Consider the following 15,324-nt stretch of genomic DNA (forward strand, 5'->3'; position numbering starts at 1 on the left):
CACAGCCCCGGAGCACGAGATGAGCAACCTGAAAAAGATCCTGATGGTGGACGATGACGAGGATCTGCGCGAGGCGCTGGCCGACCAACTCGTCCTGACCGAAGAATTCGACGTGTTCGAGGCCGGCGACGGCGCGCATGGGCTGGAAAAGGCCAAGGGCGAACACTTCGACCTGGTGATCCTGGATGTCGGCCTGCCCGACATGGACGGGCGCGAACTGTGCCGGCTGATGCGCAAGCAGGGGGTGAAGTGCCCGATCCTGATGCTGACCGGGCACAACACCGACGCCGACACGATCCTCGGCCTCGATGCAGGGGCAAACGATTATGTCGCCAAGCCCTTCAAGTTCCCGGTGCTGCTGGCCCGCATCCGCGCCCAGCTTCGCCAGCATGAACAGTCCGAGGATGCGGTCTTTGCCATCGGCCCCTACACCTTCAAGCCGGCGATGAAGATGCTGATCGATCAGAACGACAAGAAGATCCGCCTGACCGAGAAGGAAACCAACATTCTCAAGTATCTGTACCGCTCCGAGACCGGGGTCGTGGCCCGCGACACCCTTCTGCACGAGGTCTGGGGCTACAACGCTGGTGTCACAACGCACACACTCGAGACGCATATTTACCGCTTGCGCCAGAAAATCGAGCCCGACCCATCGAACGCGCGTATACTTGTGACTGAAAGCGGCGGCTACCGGCTGGCCGTCTGACGGACCCCCGCCGTGCCGGGGCTTGTGTTGGCACGGATCCTCCCTGTTGGACCTGGCCCGGGCCTTTGCCCGGGCTCTTTTTTGGCAATCGGCCGGGGTTGTGTCCCGCGCCGCGCAAGGCCATTCTCCGCCCGCCCGAAACCGACCAAGGCCGCAAGATGACCGTCACGATCTGCACCTGGAACATCAATTCCGTCCGCCTGAGAGAGCCGATCGTGCTGGACCTGCTGCGGCAGGAGGCGCCCGATATCCTGTGCCTTCAGGAAACCAAGTCGCCCGTGGACAAGATCCCGGTCGAGGGGTTTGCCGCGCTGGGCTACACCCACATGGTCGCGCGCGGGCAGAAGGGCTACAACGGCGTCGCGATCCTGTCGCGCCTGCCGATCGAGGATGCGGGCCAGATCGACTTCTGCAACAAGGGCGATGCGCGCCACGTCGCGGCACGGATGGCGGACGGCACGCTGATCCACAATCTCTATATTCCCGCCGGTGGCGACGAGCCCGACCGCGAGGTGAACGAGAAATTCGGCCACAAGCTGGATTTCCTGACCGAGTTGCGCGACCGCTTCCGCGAAGGCCGTCCCCAGCGCGCGATCCTCGTCGGCGACCTGAACATCGCCCCGCGCGAGGATGACGTCTGGTCCCACAAGCAGCTTCTGAAGGTGGTCAGCCACACCCCGATCGAGGTCGAGCATCTGGGCAACGCGCAGGAGGCCGGCGGCTGGGTCGACGTGACCCGGCAGGACATTCCCGAGGGGCAGCTCTATTCCTGGTGGTCCTACCGCGCGAAGGACTGGGACGCGGCGGATCGCGGGCGCAGGCTGGATCATGTCTGGGCCACGCCGGACCTTGCCTCGGGGGCGGGCGGCAGCCGCATCCTGCGCGCGGCACGCGGCTGGGAAAAGCCGTCGGACCACGTTCCCGTCTTCGCAAGCTTCACGCTGTGATCGAGACCGCCGCCGGGGGCCATGTCGCCCGGATCACGCTGGCCGCGCCCGAACGGCACAACGCGCTGGATCGCGCGGGGATCGCGGCCTTCCATGCGGCGCTGGATGCGCTGCAACCCGAGGCGCGGGTTCTGGTGATCACCGGGCGCGGCAAGAGTTTCTGTGCCGGGGCGGCGCTGGGCGATGTCGGCGCGAGCGACTGGACCGAGAACCCGCTGACCGCGCTGTGCGACCGGATCGAGGCGCTGGCCATGCCCACCGTCTGCGCCCTGAACGGCGGGGTCTATGGCGGCGGCGTGGAACTTGCGCTGTCGTGCGATTTCCGCATCGGCGTGACCGGAATGCGGATGTTCGCGCCACCGGCCGAGCTTGGCATCCACTACCCGCCCGAGGGCATGGCGCGCGCCGAGCGGCTTCTGGGTCTGCGCCTGACGCGGCAGATCTTTCTTCTGGCGCGCCGCTTCGGGGATGCCGAGTTGCTGGAGGCGGGCTTTCTCGACGAACTGGTCGCCCCCGAGGGGCTGGAGGCCGCGACCGGCACGCTTGTCGACCGGATCACGGCCCTTGCGCCATTGGCGGTGCAGGGGATGAAGCTGAGCCTGTACGAGCATGGCCGGGGCAGTGGCGAGCCCGATGCGGTGCGTGCCCGGATCGCCGCCTGCTTCGCCTCGGAGGATCACGCCGAAGCCCTGGCGGCGCGTGCGCAAAAGCGCCCGCCGGTATTCCGCGGGCGCTGAGCCGTCAGCGCCGCTGCCGCTCCCAGGCCAGCGCCTCGGTCTCGATGTTGAAGATGCGGGTGTTCATGCCCGTCACCGGCTCGAGCGTGTCGAGAACGACCCGGGTGCGGCTGCCCGACGCCTCTGTCACCGTCCACTCTGTCAGCGCGGGCGGGCTGTTGCGCAGCACCAGCGTCATCGACCCGTCGCGCGGCGCCTCGGGGTCCTGCATCACGACCGTGGTGAAACCGCCCTGCGACCCGGTCTCTCGCACAAGATTGCGCTGCGTCAGGTCGATCCGTTCGCGCAGCAGGTATTTCAGCGGCGTCTGGCTCAGCGGATAGCGCTGCACCTGCGCGTTCGACTTCGCATCGAAGATCGCGATGTTGATGCCGTCGGCAATCACCATCGCCTCGCCGCCATCATACTCGAAGCGGATGCGACCGGGGCGGCGCAGCCAGTAGCTGCCCGCCGAGCGGCTGTTGTCGGCGTTGATCTGGGTGAACCGGCCCCGGATCGAGGTGAGCTGGTTGAGATACTTGCCGACCTCCTCCAGCACGTTCGGCGTCTGCGCCCCGAGGGGCCATGCCGCCATCAGGGGTGCCGCCGCCAGAAGGGATATCGCTCTGCGTCTGTCCATGCCGCTCATATGGGTGATCCTGCCTTCGATTGAAGCATGTATTCCTGGGCCAAGGATAGAAACCGTCGCCCGCACTGTCCCGTCACATTCGCGGGCGGCCGATTGCAAGGCGGAAACACGCGGCCATGCAGGGTCACGTTGGCGTCACCGGCCCCGCAAGTTCGTGATGGATTCAGGGACGCATTGCCCTATCATCGCCGCAAGCCGTAGGGGGCAACGGTGAAACGCAAAACGAGCAGAGCACGGACGAGCTTTGGCCGAGAACATCACCGAGCTGATCGGGCGGGTCGCATTGCGGGACCGCTCAGCATTCCGGGCGCTCTATGCGGCGACGAGCGCGAAACTATTCGGCGTCTGCCTGCGTATCCTAAGGGACAGGGCAGAAGCCGAAGACGCGTTGCAAGAGATCTTCGTCCGGATCTGGAACAACGCCGACCGCTTCACCGCCTCGGATACCAGCCCGATGTCCTGGCTGATAGCGGTCGCGCGCAATCACGCGATCGACAGGATAAGGGCGCGCAAGCCGCAGGCCGTCGATATCGACGAGGCGGTGGGAATCGCCGACGACGCACCGTCCCCCGAACAGGAGGCGGTCGCCACCGACGAACGCTCGCGTATCCAGGCCTGCCTTGAGACTCTGGACGCCGCGCGGGCCGATGCCGTTCGCGGCGCCTACATGGAAGGATACAGTTACCAGGAACTCGCCGACAGACACGGCATTCCTGTGAACACGATGCGAACCTGGCTGCGACGCAGCCTCATGAAACTGAAAGAGTGCCTGACGCAATGACCGCCAACGGGCAAGATCTGGGTCGCTCCGACGACGCGTTGGCCGCCGAGTATGCGCTTGGCGTGCTTCCGCACGCCGAGCGCGTGGTGTTCGCCATGCGGCTCGAACACAGCGCGGCCCTGCGCGAGCGTGTCCGGTTCTGGGAAGAACGGCTGGCGGTCCTGTCGGATGACATTTCCCCGGTCCCCCCTCCTTCGCGGGTGCTCGATCGGACCGAGCGCCGGCTCTTCGGGGTGCCCGAAAAGCGGTCCGGCTGGTGGAACAGCGTGGGGCTCTGGCGCGGCCTGAGCTTCGCCTCGCTCGTGGCGGCGCTGGGCCTCGGGTTCATCGCCTGGCAGGAACTGCGGACGCCAGGGCAGGCAGGGCCCGGTGCAGCCTATGTGGCGGAACTGCGCGGCGACACCGGGGCAGTATCGCTGATGGCTCTCTTCGACGAGGGAACCGGGACACTCCGCATCAACCGCACAGCGGGCGACGCGACCGTGAACCGGGTGTTCCAGCTCTGGCTGATCGCGGGCGACAACCCGCCCGTCTCGCTGGGCCTGTTGCCGCAGGACGATGCGACCGGGGTGATCACGATTCCCGAGGACATCCGCGACGATATCGGCGACGGCACACTCGCCATCTCGGACGAACCCGAGGGGGGATCGCCCACCGGGCAGCCGACGGGTGACGTGCTCGCCCTGGGACAGATGGCACCGATCTGACCTGGCAGGCGCCTGTTCATCCGCGACTGACAAGCCCGTGATCGTCTGAAACGTGGGCGCGCCCGACGAAACTTATTCGAGTGCGGCGCCGTGTCTCCAGTGTTGCGCCGATGGTGGCGCCGAAACTGGAGGAATAATCGATGCGCAAGACCGCACTCACACTCGCCGCACTCGCGACCCTTGGCGTCGCGGGCACCGCCTTTGCCGCCGGCCATGCCATGCCGGGCGTCACCGCTTCGGATCAGGACGTGTCGGGCGGCACCGTGACCGCCGAAAGCATCGTCGCCGGCGAGAACGGCTGGCTGGTCGTGCACCGCACCGACGCCGAGATGAAGCCGGGCCCCGTGGTCGGCCACGCCCCGCTGAAGGCGGGCGAGAACATGGACGTCGCCGCGATCCTGACCGAGGAAGTGGCCTCGGGCGACATGCTGATGCTGATGGTTCACGCAGAGCAGGGCGGGTCGCAGACCGGCATCTTCGAATACACGCTGGGTGCGCCGGAAGACGGCCCGATCCGCATGGACGGCAACCTGGTGATGACCGTCATCACCGCCCAGTAAGCCCCTGCCGGACCCCTGATCGAGGGTCCGGCCTGTAACCACCGCGCAGTCGCCGGGACTGCCCCGTCACGAGTAAGCCCTCCCCCCTGAAGGGCCTTTTGGTGGTGATGCGGAACCCCGGCGCCGTGCGTATGTCTGCCTGCGAAGCCCAGCGGCTTCGCAGGTTTTTTTATTCCCTGCTTTGGATCAATGATCCGCCTGTGACAGGCTCGGGGCACAGGCCGATGATCCAGATCGCCTGCTGTCCTTCGCAACCCTGCCGGGCCAGCCGCTCTGCTGGTAAGGCGCGGTCTACTCGGTCGGGTATCTGGGCGTGTTCCTGTGGTTCCTGCTGCGACGGCGTGCACTCGGCTGGTCCTTGGCCGAGGTCTTCGAGTTCACCGTCCTGCTTGCGGCCCTGCCGATGATCGGCAGGCGGGTGCCGCCATGCTGTCGGTTCTGCTGCTCAGGCGCGTCACGCCACGTCCCATCCGCCCTGCAAGGCCGCGCGGGCCGAGACGCCGCCGCCGTGCGGCGCATCAGCGCTCGGGCACCAGCACCTCGCGCTTGCCGACATGGTTGGCGACGCTGACGACGCCCTCGTCCTCCATCTGCTCGACCAGCCGGGCGGCCTTGTTGTAGCCGATCCCCAGCTTGCGCTGGATGTAGGACGTGGAGCACTTGCGGTCCCTGGCCACGATCGCCACGGCCTGATCGTAAAGGGCATCGTCCCCGCTGGTGTTGCCGCCCAGGCCGAGGACCATGTCGATCTGGCTTTCCTCGTCGGCCTCGGGCCCCTCCTGCACGCCGGAGACGTAGTCGGGTTCGCCCTGCTGCTTGAGGAAGGTCACGATCTCCTCGACCTCCTCGTCGCTGACGAAGGGGCCGTGCACGCGCGTCACGCGCCCGCCGCCGGCCATGTAGAGCATGTCGCCCATGCCCAGAAGCTGTTCGGCGCCCTGCTCGCCCAGGATGGTGCGGCTGTCGATCTTCGACGTCACCTGGAAGCTGATCCGGGTCGGGAAGTTCGCCTTGATCGTCCCGGTGATGACATCGACCGATGGGCGCTGCGTCGCCATGATCAGGTGGATGCCGCTTGCCCGCGCCATCTGCGCCAGTCGCTGGATGCAGGCCTCGATCTCCTTGCCGGCGACCATCATCAGGTCGGCCATCTCGTCCACGATCACGACGATGAAGGGCATCTTCTCGGGCGCGTATTCCTCGGTCTCGAATACCGGCTCGCCGGTCTCGTCGTCGAAGCCGGTCTGCACCGTTCGGGTGAACGCCTCTCCCTTGTCCAGCGCCTCCTGCACGCGGGCGTTGTAGCCGTCGATGTTGCGCACGCCCATCTTGGACATCTTGCGATAGCGTTCTTCCATCTCGGCCACGACCCATTTCAGGGCCACCACGGCCTTTTTCGGGTCGGTGACGACGGGCGAGAGCAGATGCGGGATCCCGTCATAGACCGAAAGTTCCAGCATCTTCGGATCGATCATGATCAGCCGGCACTCGTCGGGCGAGAGCTTGTAGAGCAGGCTCATGATCATGGTGTTGATCGCCACCGACTTGCCCGACCCGGTGGTCCCCGCGATCAGCAGGTGCGGCATCCGCGCCAGGTTCGCCACGATCGGCTCGCCGGCGATGTCCTTGCCCAGCGCCAGCGGCAGGGCGTGGCGGCCGTCACCGAAGGCCTTGCAGGCGAGAAGTTCGCGCAGCAGCACCTTTTCGCGGTGCTCGTTGGGCAGTTCGATCCCGATGACGCTGCGGCCCGGAATGGTCGAGACGCGCGCGGCCAGCGCCGACATCGAGCGGGCGATATCGTCGGCCAGCCCGATCACGCGGCTGGCCTTCAGCCCGGCGGCGGGCTCGAGTTCGTACATCGTGACGACAGGACCGGGCCGCACCGAGACGATCTCGCCCCGCACGCCATAATCGTCGAGCACCGTCTCCAGCATGCGCGCATTCTGCTCCAGCGCGTCGTTGGACAGCTGGTGGCGGACGATGGTCGCAGGGTTCGCCAGCAGGGACAGTGGCGGGGTCTGATAGGTGTCGCCATCGCCCTCGTCCAGCGCAAGCCGCGGCTGTTCCTCGCGCCGGGCCTTCTCGCTTTTCGGTGCGCTGCGCGGCGGCGTCTGGCGGACAAGCGGCTCGGGCCGGGGTGGCGGCGGGGCTGCGTAGTCGAGGACATCGTCCTCGTCGCCGGGATCGGGCAGGTCTCCCGCCATCACGGGCACCGGCGCCGCGGCCATCGCGGCCTGCGCGGTCTGCATCTTGGCCTCGCGGTTGCGCACGGCGGCAGATATCCGGGCCATCACGCGGTCCCCGTCGCTGCCATCGTCGGGCGCGTCTGGCGCGACGACCCTAGGCTCGGTTCGCGCCTCTTCGGAATCGCCACGGCTGAACCCGCGCCGCACCCGGGGCTCGGACTTCTCCCGGGGGGCCGCGCGCTCTGCGGCGGCGACACGACGCTGGCGGTTGCGTTCGGCCGCCGTGATCAGCCGCCCGACGGCCCGAAGAACGGCCATCACGCCGGCCATCGCGTTGCGCAGCCCGGAAACGAGGCAGCGCAGGATCAGCCGCGACTCCGGCCCGTCGACGCCCAGCGCGATACCCGACAGAAGCAGAAAGACCCCGCCAAGCACCAGCGTGACCAGCGGCAGCGCACCATCGACCGGCATCGGGACGGCGCCCAGCAGCGTCAGGAACAGGCTGTCGCCGAACATGCCGCCCAGGCCGAACACATGCTCCCACGGACCAAGCGGCACATGGGCAGAGGCAAAGATCGCAGCCACCGCGATCGCCAGCGGGCTGAAGATCAGCCGGGTCAGGATCCGGTTCTCGCCGCGATGCGCGACCAGCCGCAGACCCCACACGACAAGTGTCAGCGGCAGCCCGAAGGCGGCAAGGCCTACCGCGCGGTAGAGCGGATCGGCAATCGAGGCGCCCACGATGCCCAGCGCATTCGTGGGCGACGCATCGGTCGCTGTGAACAGGCTGGGATCGGACGGGTCATAGGTCCAGATCATCGCGAAGACGAGGCATCCCAGCAGCACGAGGCCAAGGCCGATCGCCTCGACCCCACGCCTGCGCAGCGCGGTTTCGGTCTTTTCCTCCAGAAGCCGCGTCCGGGTCTGCTTGCGGCGCGTGCCGCGTGCCTTCGCCTGTGCCATCATCCCCACCTACCCCAGAACATCGCGGATCGCCTCCAGCCCGCGGGCGATTTCCGCTTCTTCGGCAACGAGTGCCACCCGGATATAGCCCCGCCCGGGATTGGTCCCGCCATCGGCCGCATCGCGCGAGAGATAGGCGCCGGGCAGAACCCGCACCCCCGCCTCGCGCCACAGCTTCAGCGCCGCCTCCTCGCCATCGGCCACCTTCAGCCACAGGAAGAAACCGGCATCGGGCGAGCGGTAGCCGGGCATGTTGCCGAGGATCTCGTCCGCCAGCGCGAACTTGCGGCGGTAAAGCTCGCGGTTCGCCTCGACATGGGCCTCGTCGCGCCAGAGCGCCTCGGCGGCGTGCTGAAGCGGCAACGGCAACGGCGCGCCGCCATAGTTGCGCAGTTGTTTCAGCGCTGCCATCGACCGCGGCCCCGCAACGGCGAAACCGGACCTGAGGCCGGGTACGCTGGAGCGCTTGGACAGCGAATGGAACACCGTGACCCGCTCGGGGTCGGCGCCGGCCTGCGCCACCGCCTCCAGCGCACCGGGCGGGGGCGTGTCGCGCCAGATCTCGGCATAGCACTCGTCGGCAAAGACACGGAAATCATGTGTCTCGGCCAGATGCAGCAGCCGGGTCCAGTAGCCCATGTCGGCCACCGCGCCCTGCGGGTTGGCGGGCGAGCAGATATAGACCAGCGCCGTGCGCGCCAGCAGCGCGGGATCGAGCCCCTCGAAATCGGGCAGGAACCCGTTCGTCTCGTCCGCGGCAACGTAGACCGGCTCGGCCCCGGCCGCCAGAGCGGCCACCGCGTAGCACTGGTAGAACGGGTTCGGCAGCAGCACGGCGGGGCGCTGGCCGTTCTTCGTCTCGGGACAAAGCGCGAGCGCCGCGTTGAACAGCCCCTCGCGGGTGCCGTTCAGGGGCAGCACGCAGCGGTCGGGATCGGGGGCAGCGATACCGTAGCGCCGCGCGACCCAGTCCGAGATCGCGCCCCGCAGCCCCGGCGTCCCCTCGTTCGGCGGATAGCGCGAGAATTCGTCGCCGTGGCGGGCGATGATCTCGGTCACGAAGTCGGGGAAGGGGTGGCGCGGCTCACCGATCGACATGGCAAGCGCCGGCCCCCCCGGCGCATGAGGGTCCAGCAACGCCCGAAGGCGCGGAAACGCGTATTCCGGCAGATCCGAGAAACGCCTCGGGTAATCCATGTGTCGCCCTTGCCTCGTGAAGGGGGTCTTCTGCCCCCTTTCAATCAGGCCCAGACGGTAGCCCCGACCGCCCGGTGCGTCCAGTCCCGCGTCACATTCCCGCCGCAGTTAGTGACTTTTCCATCGCAGCCCCCAGGCGCAGGATCCGCCGCTCCTGCCCCGCGGGCGCCAGCGCCATCAATCCGCAATGGGGCGTGCCGGTGGGCAGCGTCAGGCCGCACAGGTCCATCAGGTTGCCCACCCGTGTGTTGCGCAGGGTCTGCAGGTTTCGGGTCGTGAACAGCTCGGCATCCGCCAGCAGGTCGGCCACCTTCGGCGGCAGGATCGGGCAGCTGGGCAGCAGCACGGCATCATAACCCGCCGTCGCGGCCCGCCATTCCGCCCTGAGTGCGTCGAGCCTGCGCCAGTCCGCCACGAATTGCGGCCCGCTGACCGACAACCCGCTTTCGAAGCGCCTGCGGATCAGCGGATACATCAGGTCGCCCTTCGCCTCGATCAGATCGCCCCAGGTGCCATAGGCCTCGGCGGCAAAGACCGTGGCAGACAGCGGCATCGCCTCTTCCAGCGCGGGCACGCTGCCTTCCTCGATCGCGGCGCCGGCTGCGGAAAGCCGCGCGACCGCCCCCTCGAAGGCTGCCTGCGGCGCCTCTTCGATCGGCGCGACGGACGCGTTCTTCAGCACCAGGAACCGCGCGCCGGACAGACCGGCGCCCGACAGGTCCACGGGCTTGCCCCCACCCATCGCGGCGTAGATCAGCGCCGCATCCTCGACCGTGCGCGTCAGCGGACCGACCGTGTCGAAGCGGGTACAGAGCGGCACCACCCCGGCCAGCGGCAGGCTGCCCACGCCGGTCTTGAACCCCACGAGGTCGTTCCACGCGGCCGGCACCCGGACAGAACCCCCGGTATCCGACCCGATGCCGGCGGCGGCCAGTCCGAAGGCCACCGACGCCGCCGCCCCCGAGGAAGAACCACCCGGTGCCAGCGCGGGATCATGCCGGTTGGGCGGCGTCGCGGTCACCGGGTTCACGCCCAACCCGGAGAAAGCGAGTTCGGTCAGATGCGTCTTGCCCAGGCAGACCAGCCCGGCGGCGGTGGCGTTCGCCAGCACCTGCGCGTCGCTGTCGGGCACGCGACCCTGCAACATGGCGGTCCCCGCCTCGGTTCCGGTTCCGGCGGTGTCGAACAGGTCCTTCCAGCTGATCGGAACCCCGTCGAGCGCGCTGCGCCGCGTCCCCGCGTTCGCCCGCACGCGCGCCGCCCGGGCCTCGGCCCGGGCCCGGTCGGGGGTCGTGCGGGCATAGATCAGCTGCGCCTCGGGCGTCGTCTTGATCTCGGTCAGCAGGGCCTCGGTCAGCTCGACCGGGTCCAGCGTGCCCGCGGCGATGGCGCGCCCCATTTCGGCTGCGGGGGCGGTCAGGTCGAGTTGTGGCATGGCGGCTCTCCGGTCATTTTCGGCGCAGACCGTAGCGACAGCAGGGCGCGTGGACAATCACCCATCGCGCATCATAGTGGTGGCCGAAACGAAGGGACCGGACATGGGCGAGAGAAGCGACATCCTGATCGTGGGCGGCGGGCTGAACGGCCCGGCCCTGGCGCTGGCCGTGGCGGGTGCCGGGCTTTCCGCGCATGTGCTGGACGCAGCCCCCGCCGCGACGCTGGCGGCACCTGATTTCGACGGGCGCGCCTATGCGCTGGCGCTGTCCACCCGCCGGATGCTGGGCGCGCTGGGGATCTGGGACCATGTCAGCGCACAGGCACAGCCGATCGAGGATATCCGCGTCTCGGACGGCCGCGCCGGCGAGGGGGCGTCGCCCTTCCACCTGCATTTCGACCACCGCGAGATCGCCGAGGGCCCCGTGGGCCACATTCTCGAGGATCGGTACCTGCGGGCCGCGCTGAACGAGGCGGTGGCGCAGACGCAGGGGGTCACAATCGAGCACGGCGCCGAAGTCGTTGCGCAGGAGGTGATCCCGGGCGGCGCGCGCGTCACCCTGGCCGACGGCACCACGCGCGAGGGGCGGCTTCTGGTCGCCGCGGACGGGCGCGGCAGCCGGACGGTGCAACGCGCGGGCATCAGCCGGACCGGCTGGGCCTATGGCCAGACCAGTCTTGTGGCGGCGCTCGAAACCGAGTTGCCGCACAACGCCACCGCACACCAGATGTTCTTTCCCGAAGGCCCGCTTGCGGTGCTGCCGCTGACCGGCGACCGGGTTTCGATCGTGTGGACCGACAGCACGACCCGGGCCGATATCCTGAGCGGGCAGGACGAGGCGACCTATCTTTCGGTGCTGCGCCCCCGCTTCGGCAGCTTCCTGGGCGAGATCCGCCTGATCGGGCGCCGCTACTCCTATCCGCTGGGGCTGAGCCTTGCCAACCGGCTGGTCGCGGACCGGCTGGCACTGGTGGGGGACGCGGCGCATGGCATCCACCCGCTGGCCGGGCAGGGGCTGAACCTGGGCCTGCGGGACGTCGCGGCGCTGGCGCAGGTGCTGGCCGAGGCATGCCGGCGCGGCGAGGATATCGGCGCAATCGACGTGCTGGAACGCTACCGCGCCTGGCGGCAGTTCGACATCGCGATGCTGGCCACCGCGACCGACACGATCAACCGCGCCTTTTCCAACGCGAACCCGCTGTTGCGGCTGGGCCGGACGCTGGCGCTGGGGGCCATCGATGCGATGCCCGGACCAAGACGCCGCCTGATGCGCGAGGCGGCGGGCCTGACCGGGGATCTGCCGCTGCTGCTGCAGGGGCGCGCGATCTGATCAGGCGCCCCCGCCGGCGCTGTCGCAGACCGGGCAATCGGCGCGGCGGTTGAGCCGGATCTTGCGGCTTTCAGACCACAGCGCGTCATGGATCAGCATCTCGCCACGCAGCGTGTGGCCCGCGCCGGTCAGGTGCTTGATCGCCTCGCCCGCCATCATCGCCCCGATGATGCCGGCCAGCGCGCCCATCACGCCCGCCTCGGCGCAGCTGGGTGCCTGTCCGGGGGCGGGCGGATCGGGAAAGACGCAGGCATAGCAGGGCGTGCCGCGCGCGGGGTCGAACAGGCTTACCTGTCCTTCCCATTGGGCAATCGCGCCCGAGATCAGTGGAATTCCCAGCGCCGCGCAGGCTGCGTTGACGGTGGCGCGGGTGGCGAAACTGTCCGATCCGTCCAGCACCAGATCCACCCCTGCCAGCAAGTCGCGGGCATTCGCGGGATCGAGCCGGGTCTCTCGCGTGTCCAGCACGACATGGGGGTTGATCGCGGCCAGTGCCATACGGGCGCTGTCGGCCTTGGTCCGTCCGACGCGGTCCGTCGCATGAAGCACCTGGCGTTGCAGGTTCGACAGGCTAACGACGTCATCCTCGATCAGCCGGATCCGGCCGATCCCGGCAGCGGCCAGATACATCAGCGCGGGGCTTCCCAGCCCGCCAGCGCCGATCACCGCGACATGGGCCGCCTTCAGCTTCTGCTGACCGGGGCCGCCGATCTCGCGCAGGATGATGTGGCGGGCATAGCGCTCAAGTTCTTCGGGCGAGAAGCTCATGGAAAGGTCCTGCTCAGGCGGTGCAGGTCGGCAAGACAGGGCGCGGCGGACAGCCCCGCCTCGGACGCGGCGGCGGCGATGGCCCGGTCGCGCGTCTCCAGTTCCAGGGCCTTCGCGCCGCGCGCCCGCGCCTCCTGGCTGGCCGCGTCGATCAACTCGGCCACCAGCCCGGAAGCGACGTCGCTGACCCAGACCGGCGCGATACGGGCAAGTCCCGCCTCGATCCCCACGACAGCGCCCCCGACCAGCGTTCCGTCCGGCGCGCGGCGGACCAGGCCGAAACGCTCGGGCGTCTCGGCTTGCAGGCTGCCCGCAAGATCCCGGCCCAGCGCCTCTACCTCGGGCACCAGCGCCACGCGGCCGGTGACGGCCGGGGCGGCCGCCGTCGGTGGCGGGACATGACGCGCGCGCAGCCGTCGCAAGAGCCAGCGGTAGCCAAGGAAGGGGATCGCGGCGATGGCAAGGACGACAAGCGCGCGGATGCTGCCGCCCACGCTTTGCCGGAACGGCGCCTCGGGCGGCAGGGCCACCTGGCTGGCCAGCATGATGAGCACCACGACCAGCACGATCGCCTGCCCCGTCCAGCGCGGAGCGTCGAGCACCCGCGCGAAGCCCCAGGCCAGACCCGCGAACAACAGAAGTCCCAGCATGCCTATTGCCCCGGTGCCTGTCCCATGCCTCAGACCCCCGTCGAGCCGAAGCCGCCCGCGCCGCGCCGGCTGTCGGGCAGCATTTCAACCTCGGTCCAGGCCGCGCGCGTCACCGGCGCAAGCACCGCCTGGGCGATGCGATCGCCATGCGCGACGGTAAAGGCTTGTGTCCCGAGGTTCACGAGGATCACGCCGATCTCTCCGCGGTAGTCCGCATCGACGGTGCCGGGCGCGTTGGCCAGCGTGACCCCATGCTTCAGCGCAAGGCCAGAACGCGGGCGGATCTGCAACTCGAACCCCTCGGGCAGCGCGACCGACAGGCCGGTCGGCACCAGCGCCCGCCCCATCGGCGGCAGGACCAGCCCCTCGGCCCGCCGGTGCGCGGGAAGGTTCGCCCGCAGGTCCATCCCGGCGGCGCCCTCCGTCTCATAGGCCGGAAGCGGCACGGAGGGATCGGCTTCGGCCGTGCGGCGGATGGCGACGCTCACGCTCATGCCAGCGCCTCGGCGATGCGGGCGGCCAGCCGGCGCGCCGTCTCGGCCTTGGTCAGGCGCGGCCACTCATCTGCGCCGCCCTCGGTGATCAGCACGACGGCATTCTCGGGGCCGCCCATGATCCCGGTCTCGGGGCGCACGTCATTTGCAACGATCCAGTCGCAGCCCTTGCGCGCCCGCTTGGCGGTGGCATTGGCGATCACGTCGTCCGTCTCGGCCGCGAAGCCCACCACCAGCCGCGGGCGGCGGGCATGCGTGGACAGGGTCCGAAGGATGTCGGGATTCTCGGCGAAGTCCAGCGTCGGCGGCTTGCCGCTGCCATCCTTCTTGAGCTTGCTTCCCGCGGCCGAGGTGACGCGCCAATCGGCCACCGCGGCGGCGCAGATGGCGGCATCGGCGGGCAGCGCCGCGTCCGCCGCATCCAGCATCTGTTGCGCGGTCTCCACCTCGATCACCTGCACGCCGCGGGGGCGCGGCGCCGTGGCGGGGCCGGTCACGAAGGTCACGCGCGCGCCAAGTGCGGCCAGCGCCTCGGCAATCGCCGTGCCCTGCGCGCCAGAGGAGCGGTTGGCGATGTAGCGCACCGGGTCGATCGGCTCATGCGTCGGGCCCGAGGTCACGAGCACATGCCGCCCCTTCAGCGGGCCATCGGACAGGGCCGCTGCGATGGCGGCAAGGATCTCTGCCGGTTCGGCCATGCGCCCGGGGCCGAACTCGCCACAGGCCATGGCGCCGTCATTGGGGCCGACGAACAGGATACCGTCTGCCATCAGCGTGGAGACATTGCGCCGGGTCGCCGGATGCTCCCACATGCGGACATTCATCGCCGGCGCGACCAGGACGCGCTTGTCCGTCGCCATCAGAAGGGTCGAGGCCAGGTCGTCGGCGTGCCCCCCCACCATCTTGGCCATCAGGTCGGCGGTCGCCGGGGCCACCACCACAAGGTCGGCGGCACGGGACAACTCGATATGGCCCATCTCGGCCTCGTCGGTCAGGTCGAACAGGTCCTGATACAGCTTCTGCCCGGCCAGCGCCGAAACCGACAGCGGCGTCACGAACTGCGCACCGGCGCGGGTCAGCACCGGGGTCACTTCCGCCCCGGCGTCGCGCAGGCGGCGGATCAGCTCGAGGCTCTTGTAGGCGGCGATGCCACCCCCGATGATCAGCAGTACCTTGCGTCCCGCAAGCATGGGCGGCCCCTTGTCCTTCGCCTCGTCCGATGTTTACGCCCCCCA

Annotated in this window: 15 protein-coding genes; 7 read left to right on the top strand and 8 right to left on the bottom strand. The window is 69.0% G+C overall.

The annotated features are described in order from the left end of the window. The first annotated feature begins 19 nt into the window (after positions 1–19). The 3 genes from HMH01_RS00320 (at position 20) to HMH01_RS00330 (ending at position 2,390) form a co-directional block, all read left to right on the top strand. Positions 20–706 (top strand): response regulator transcription factor, encoded by a 687-nt coding sequence (locus HMH01_RS00320; protein ID WP_171321342.1) that lies wholly within the window; start codon positions 20–22, stop codon positions 704–706. Positions 707–864: 158 nt separating this feature from the next. Further along, entirely contained in the window at positions 865–1,653 is a 789-nt protein-coding gene (locus HMH01_RS00325) for an exodeoxyribonuclease III (protein WP_171321344.1), read from the top strand. Then, a complete protein-coding gene (locus HMH01_RS00330; RefSeq protein WP_171321346.1) occupies positions 1,650–2,390 on the top strand; it encodes an enoyl-CoA hydratase-related protein in 741 nt (246 codons plus the stop codon). The genes HMH01_RS00325 and HMH01_RS00330 overlap by 4 nt, the downstream gene beginning before the upstream one ends. Positions 2,391–2,394: 4 nt before the next feature. On the opposite strand, the gene HMH01_RS00335 is transcribed toward HMH01_RS00330, so the two are convergent. Continuing rightward, positions 2,395–3,009, bottom strand: a complete 615-nt coding sequence (locus tag HMH01_RS00335) for a LolA family protein (RefSeq protein WP_171321348.1) — start codon at positions 3,007–3,009, stop codon at positions 2,395–2,397. Between the two features lie 253 nt (positions 3,010–3,262). Between HMH01_RS00335 and HMH01_RS00340 the strand changes: the two genes are divergently transcribed. The 3 genes from HMH01_RS00340 (at position 3,263) to HMH01_RS00350 (ending at position 5,066) form a co-directional block, all read left to right on the top strand. Continuing rightward, positions 3,263–3,799: a sigma-70 family RNA polymerase sigma factor gene (locus HMH01_RS00340; protein ID WP_171321350.1), complete on the top strand. Its 537-nt coding sequence runs from the start codon at positions 3,263–3,265 to the stop codon at positions 3,797–3,799. Continuing rightward, the gene (locus HMH01_RS00345; RefSeq protein WP_171321352.1) at positions 3,796–4,506 is read left to right on the top strand and encodes an anti-sigma factor; all 711 of its coding nucleotides are present in this window, start codon (positions 3,796–3,798) and stop codon (positions 4,504–4,506) included. The genes HMH01_RS00340 and HMH01_RS00345 overlap by 4 nt, the downstream gene beginning before the upstream one ends. Positions 4,507–4,646: 140 nt before the next feature. After that, a complete protein-coding gene (locus tag HMH01_RS00350; protein ID WP_171321354.1) occupies positions 4,647–5,066 on the top strand; it encodes a DUF7282 domain-containing protein in 420 nt (139 codons plus the stop codon). A 518-nt stretch (positions 5,067–5,584) separates the two neighbouring features. Here HMH01_RS00350 and HMH01_RS00355 read toward each other — a convergent pair. The 3 genes from HMH01_RS00355 to HMH01_RS00365 form a co-directional block, all read right to left on the bottom strand. Beyond that, positions 5,585–8,215, bottom strand: coding sequence for a DNA translocase FtsK (locus tag HMH01_RS00355; RefSeq protein ID WP_171321364.1), 2,631 nt, complete (start codon positions 8,213–8,215; stop codon positions 5,585–5,587). Positions 8,216–8,224: 9 nt separating this feature from the next. Continuing rightward, positions 8,225–9,412: an aminotransferase class I/II-fold pyridoxal phosphate-dependent enzyme gene (locus HMH01_RS00360; protein ID WP_171321366.1), complete on the bottom strand. Its 1,188-nt coding sequence runs from the start codon at positions 9,410–9,412 to the stop codon at positions 8,225–8,227. Positions 9,413–9,503: 91 nt separating this feature from the next. Next, entirely contained in the window at positions 9,504–10,847 is a 1,344-nt protein-coding gene (locus HMH01_RS00365; RefSeq protein WP_171321368.1) for an amidase, read from the bottom strand. 103 nt (positions 10,848–10,950) lie between these two features. Here HMH01_RS00365 and HMH01_RS00370 point away from each other — a divergent pair, with 103 nt between their 5' ends. Beyond that, the gene (locus HMH01_RS00370) at positions 10,951–12,177 is read left to right on the top strand and encodes a UbiH/UbiF/VisC/COQ6 family ubiquinone biosynthesis hydroxylase (RefSeq protein ID WP_171321370.1); all 1,227 of its coding nucleotides are present in this window, start codon (positions 10,951–10,953) and stop codon (positions 12,175–12,177) included. Here HMH01_RS00370 and HMH01_RS00375 read toward each other — a convergent pair whose 3' ends face one another. Genes HMH01_RS00375 through coaBC form a run of 4 tightly spaced genes read right to left on the bottom strand, consistent with a single transcriptional unit; the run spans position 12,178 to position 15,279 of the window. Beyond that, positions 12,178–12,945 carry a HesA/MoeB/ThiF family protein gene (locus HMH01_RS00375; protein WP_171321372.1) on the bottom strand — a complete coding sequence of 256 codons (768 nt, stop codon included), beginning with the start codon at positions 12,943–12,945 and terminating at the stop codon, positions 12,178–12,180. It abuts the gene before it with no gap. Further along, positions 12,942–13,595: a GNAT family N-acetyltransferase gene (locus HMH01_RS00380; RefSeq protein ID WP_171321374.1), complete on the bottom strand. Its 654-nt coding sequence runs from the start codon at positions 13,593–13,595 to the stop codon at positions 12,942–12,944. Before HMH01_RS00380 ends, HMH01_RS00375 begins: the two co-directional genes overlap by 4 nt. Positions 13,596–13,624: 29 nt before the next feature. After that, positions 13,625–14,089, bottom strand: a complete 465-nt coding sequence (gene dut / locus HMH01_RS00385; RefSeq protein ID WP_171321376.1) for a dUTP diphosphatase — start codon at positions 14,087–14,089, stop codon at positions 13,625–13,627. Further along, positions 14,086–15,279, bottom strand: a complete 1,194-nt coding sequence (gene coaBC / locus HMH01_RS00390) for a bifunctional phosphopantothenoylcysteine decarboxylase/phosphopantothenate--cysteine ligase CoaBC (RefSeq protein ID WP_171321378.1) — start codon at positions 15,277–15,279, stop codon at positions 14,086–14,088. Before coaBC ends, dut begins: the two co-directional genes overlap by 4 nt. Positions 15,280–15,324 lie beyond the last annotated feature (45 nt).

Origin of the sequence: Halovulum dunhuangense (genome assembly GCF_013093415.1) — a bacterium.
GTDB classification, from domain to species: Bacteria; Pseudomonadota; Alphaproteobacteria; order Rhodobacterales; family Rhodobacteraceae; genus Halovulum; species Halovulum dunhuangense.

What these genes read in the sequence shown, in the direction of transcription:
- HMH01_RS00320 (WP_171321342.1), top strand. Translation starts at nt 20, where the DNA reads ATGAGCAACCTGAAAAAGATCCTGATGGTGGACGATGACGAGGATCTG.
- HMH01_RS00325 (WP_171321344.1), top strand. Translation starts at nt 865, where the DNA reads ATGACCGTCACGATCTGCACCTGGAACATCAATTCCGTCCGCCTGAGA.
- HMH01_RS00335 (WP_171321348.1), bottom strand. Translation starts at nt 3,009, where the DNA reads ATGGACAGACGCAGAGCGATATCCCTTCTGGCGGCGGCACCCCTGATG.
- HMH01_RS00345 (WP_171321352.1), top strand. Translation starts at nt 3,796, where the DNA reads ATGACCGCCAACGGGCAAGATCTGGGTCGCTCCGACGACGCGTTGGCC.
- HMH01_RS00350 (WP_171321354.1), top strand. Translation starts at nt 4,647, where the DNA reads ATGCGCAAGACCGCACTCACACTCGCCGCACTCGCGACCCTTGGCGTC.
- HMH01_RS00355 (WP_171321364.1), bottom strand. Translation starts at nt 8,215, where the DNA reads ATGGCACAGGCGAAGGCACGCGGCACGCGCCGCAAGCAGACCCGGACG.
- HMH01_RS00360 (WP_171321366.1), bottom strand. Translation starts at nt 9,412, where the DNA reads ATGGATTACCCGAGGCGTTTCTCGGATCTGCCGGAATACGCGTTTCCG.
- HMH01_RS00365 (WP_171321368.1), bottom strand. Translation starts at nt 10,847, where the DNA reads ATGCCACAACTCGACCTGACCGCCCCCGCAGCCGAAATGGGGCGCGCC.
- HMH01_RS00370 (WP_171321370.1), top strand. Translation starts at nt 10,951, where the DNA reads ATGGGCGAGAGAAGCGACATCCTGATCGTGGGCGGCGGGCTGAACGGC.
- HMH01_RS00375 (WP_171321372.1), bottom strand. Translation starts at nt 12,945, where the DNA reads ATGAGCTTCTCGCCCGAAGAACTTGAGCGCTATGCCCGCCACATCATC.
- HMH01_RS00380 (WP_171321374.1), bottom strand. Translation starts at nt 13,595, where the DNA reads ATGCTGGGACTTCTGTTGTTCGCGGGTCTGGCCTGGGGCTTCGCGCGG.
- dut (WP_171321376.1), bottom strand. Translation starts at nt 14,089, where the DNA reads ATGAGCGTGAGCGTCGCCATCCGCCGCACGGCCGAAGCCGATCCCTCC.
- coaBC (WP_171321378.1), bottom strand. Translation starts at nt 15,279, where the DNA reads ATGCTTGCGGGACGCAAGGTACTGCTGATCATCGGGGGTGGCATCGCC.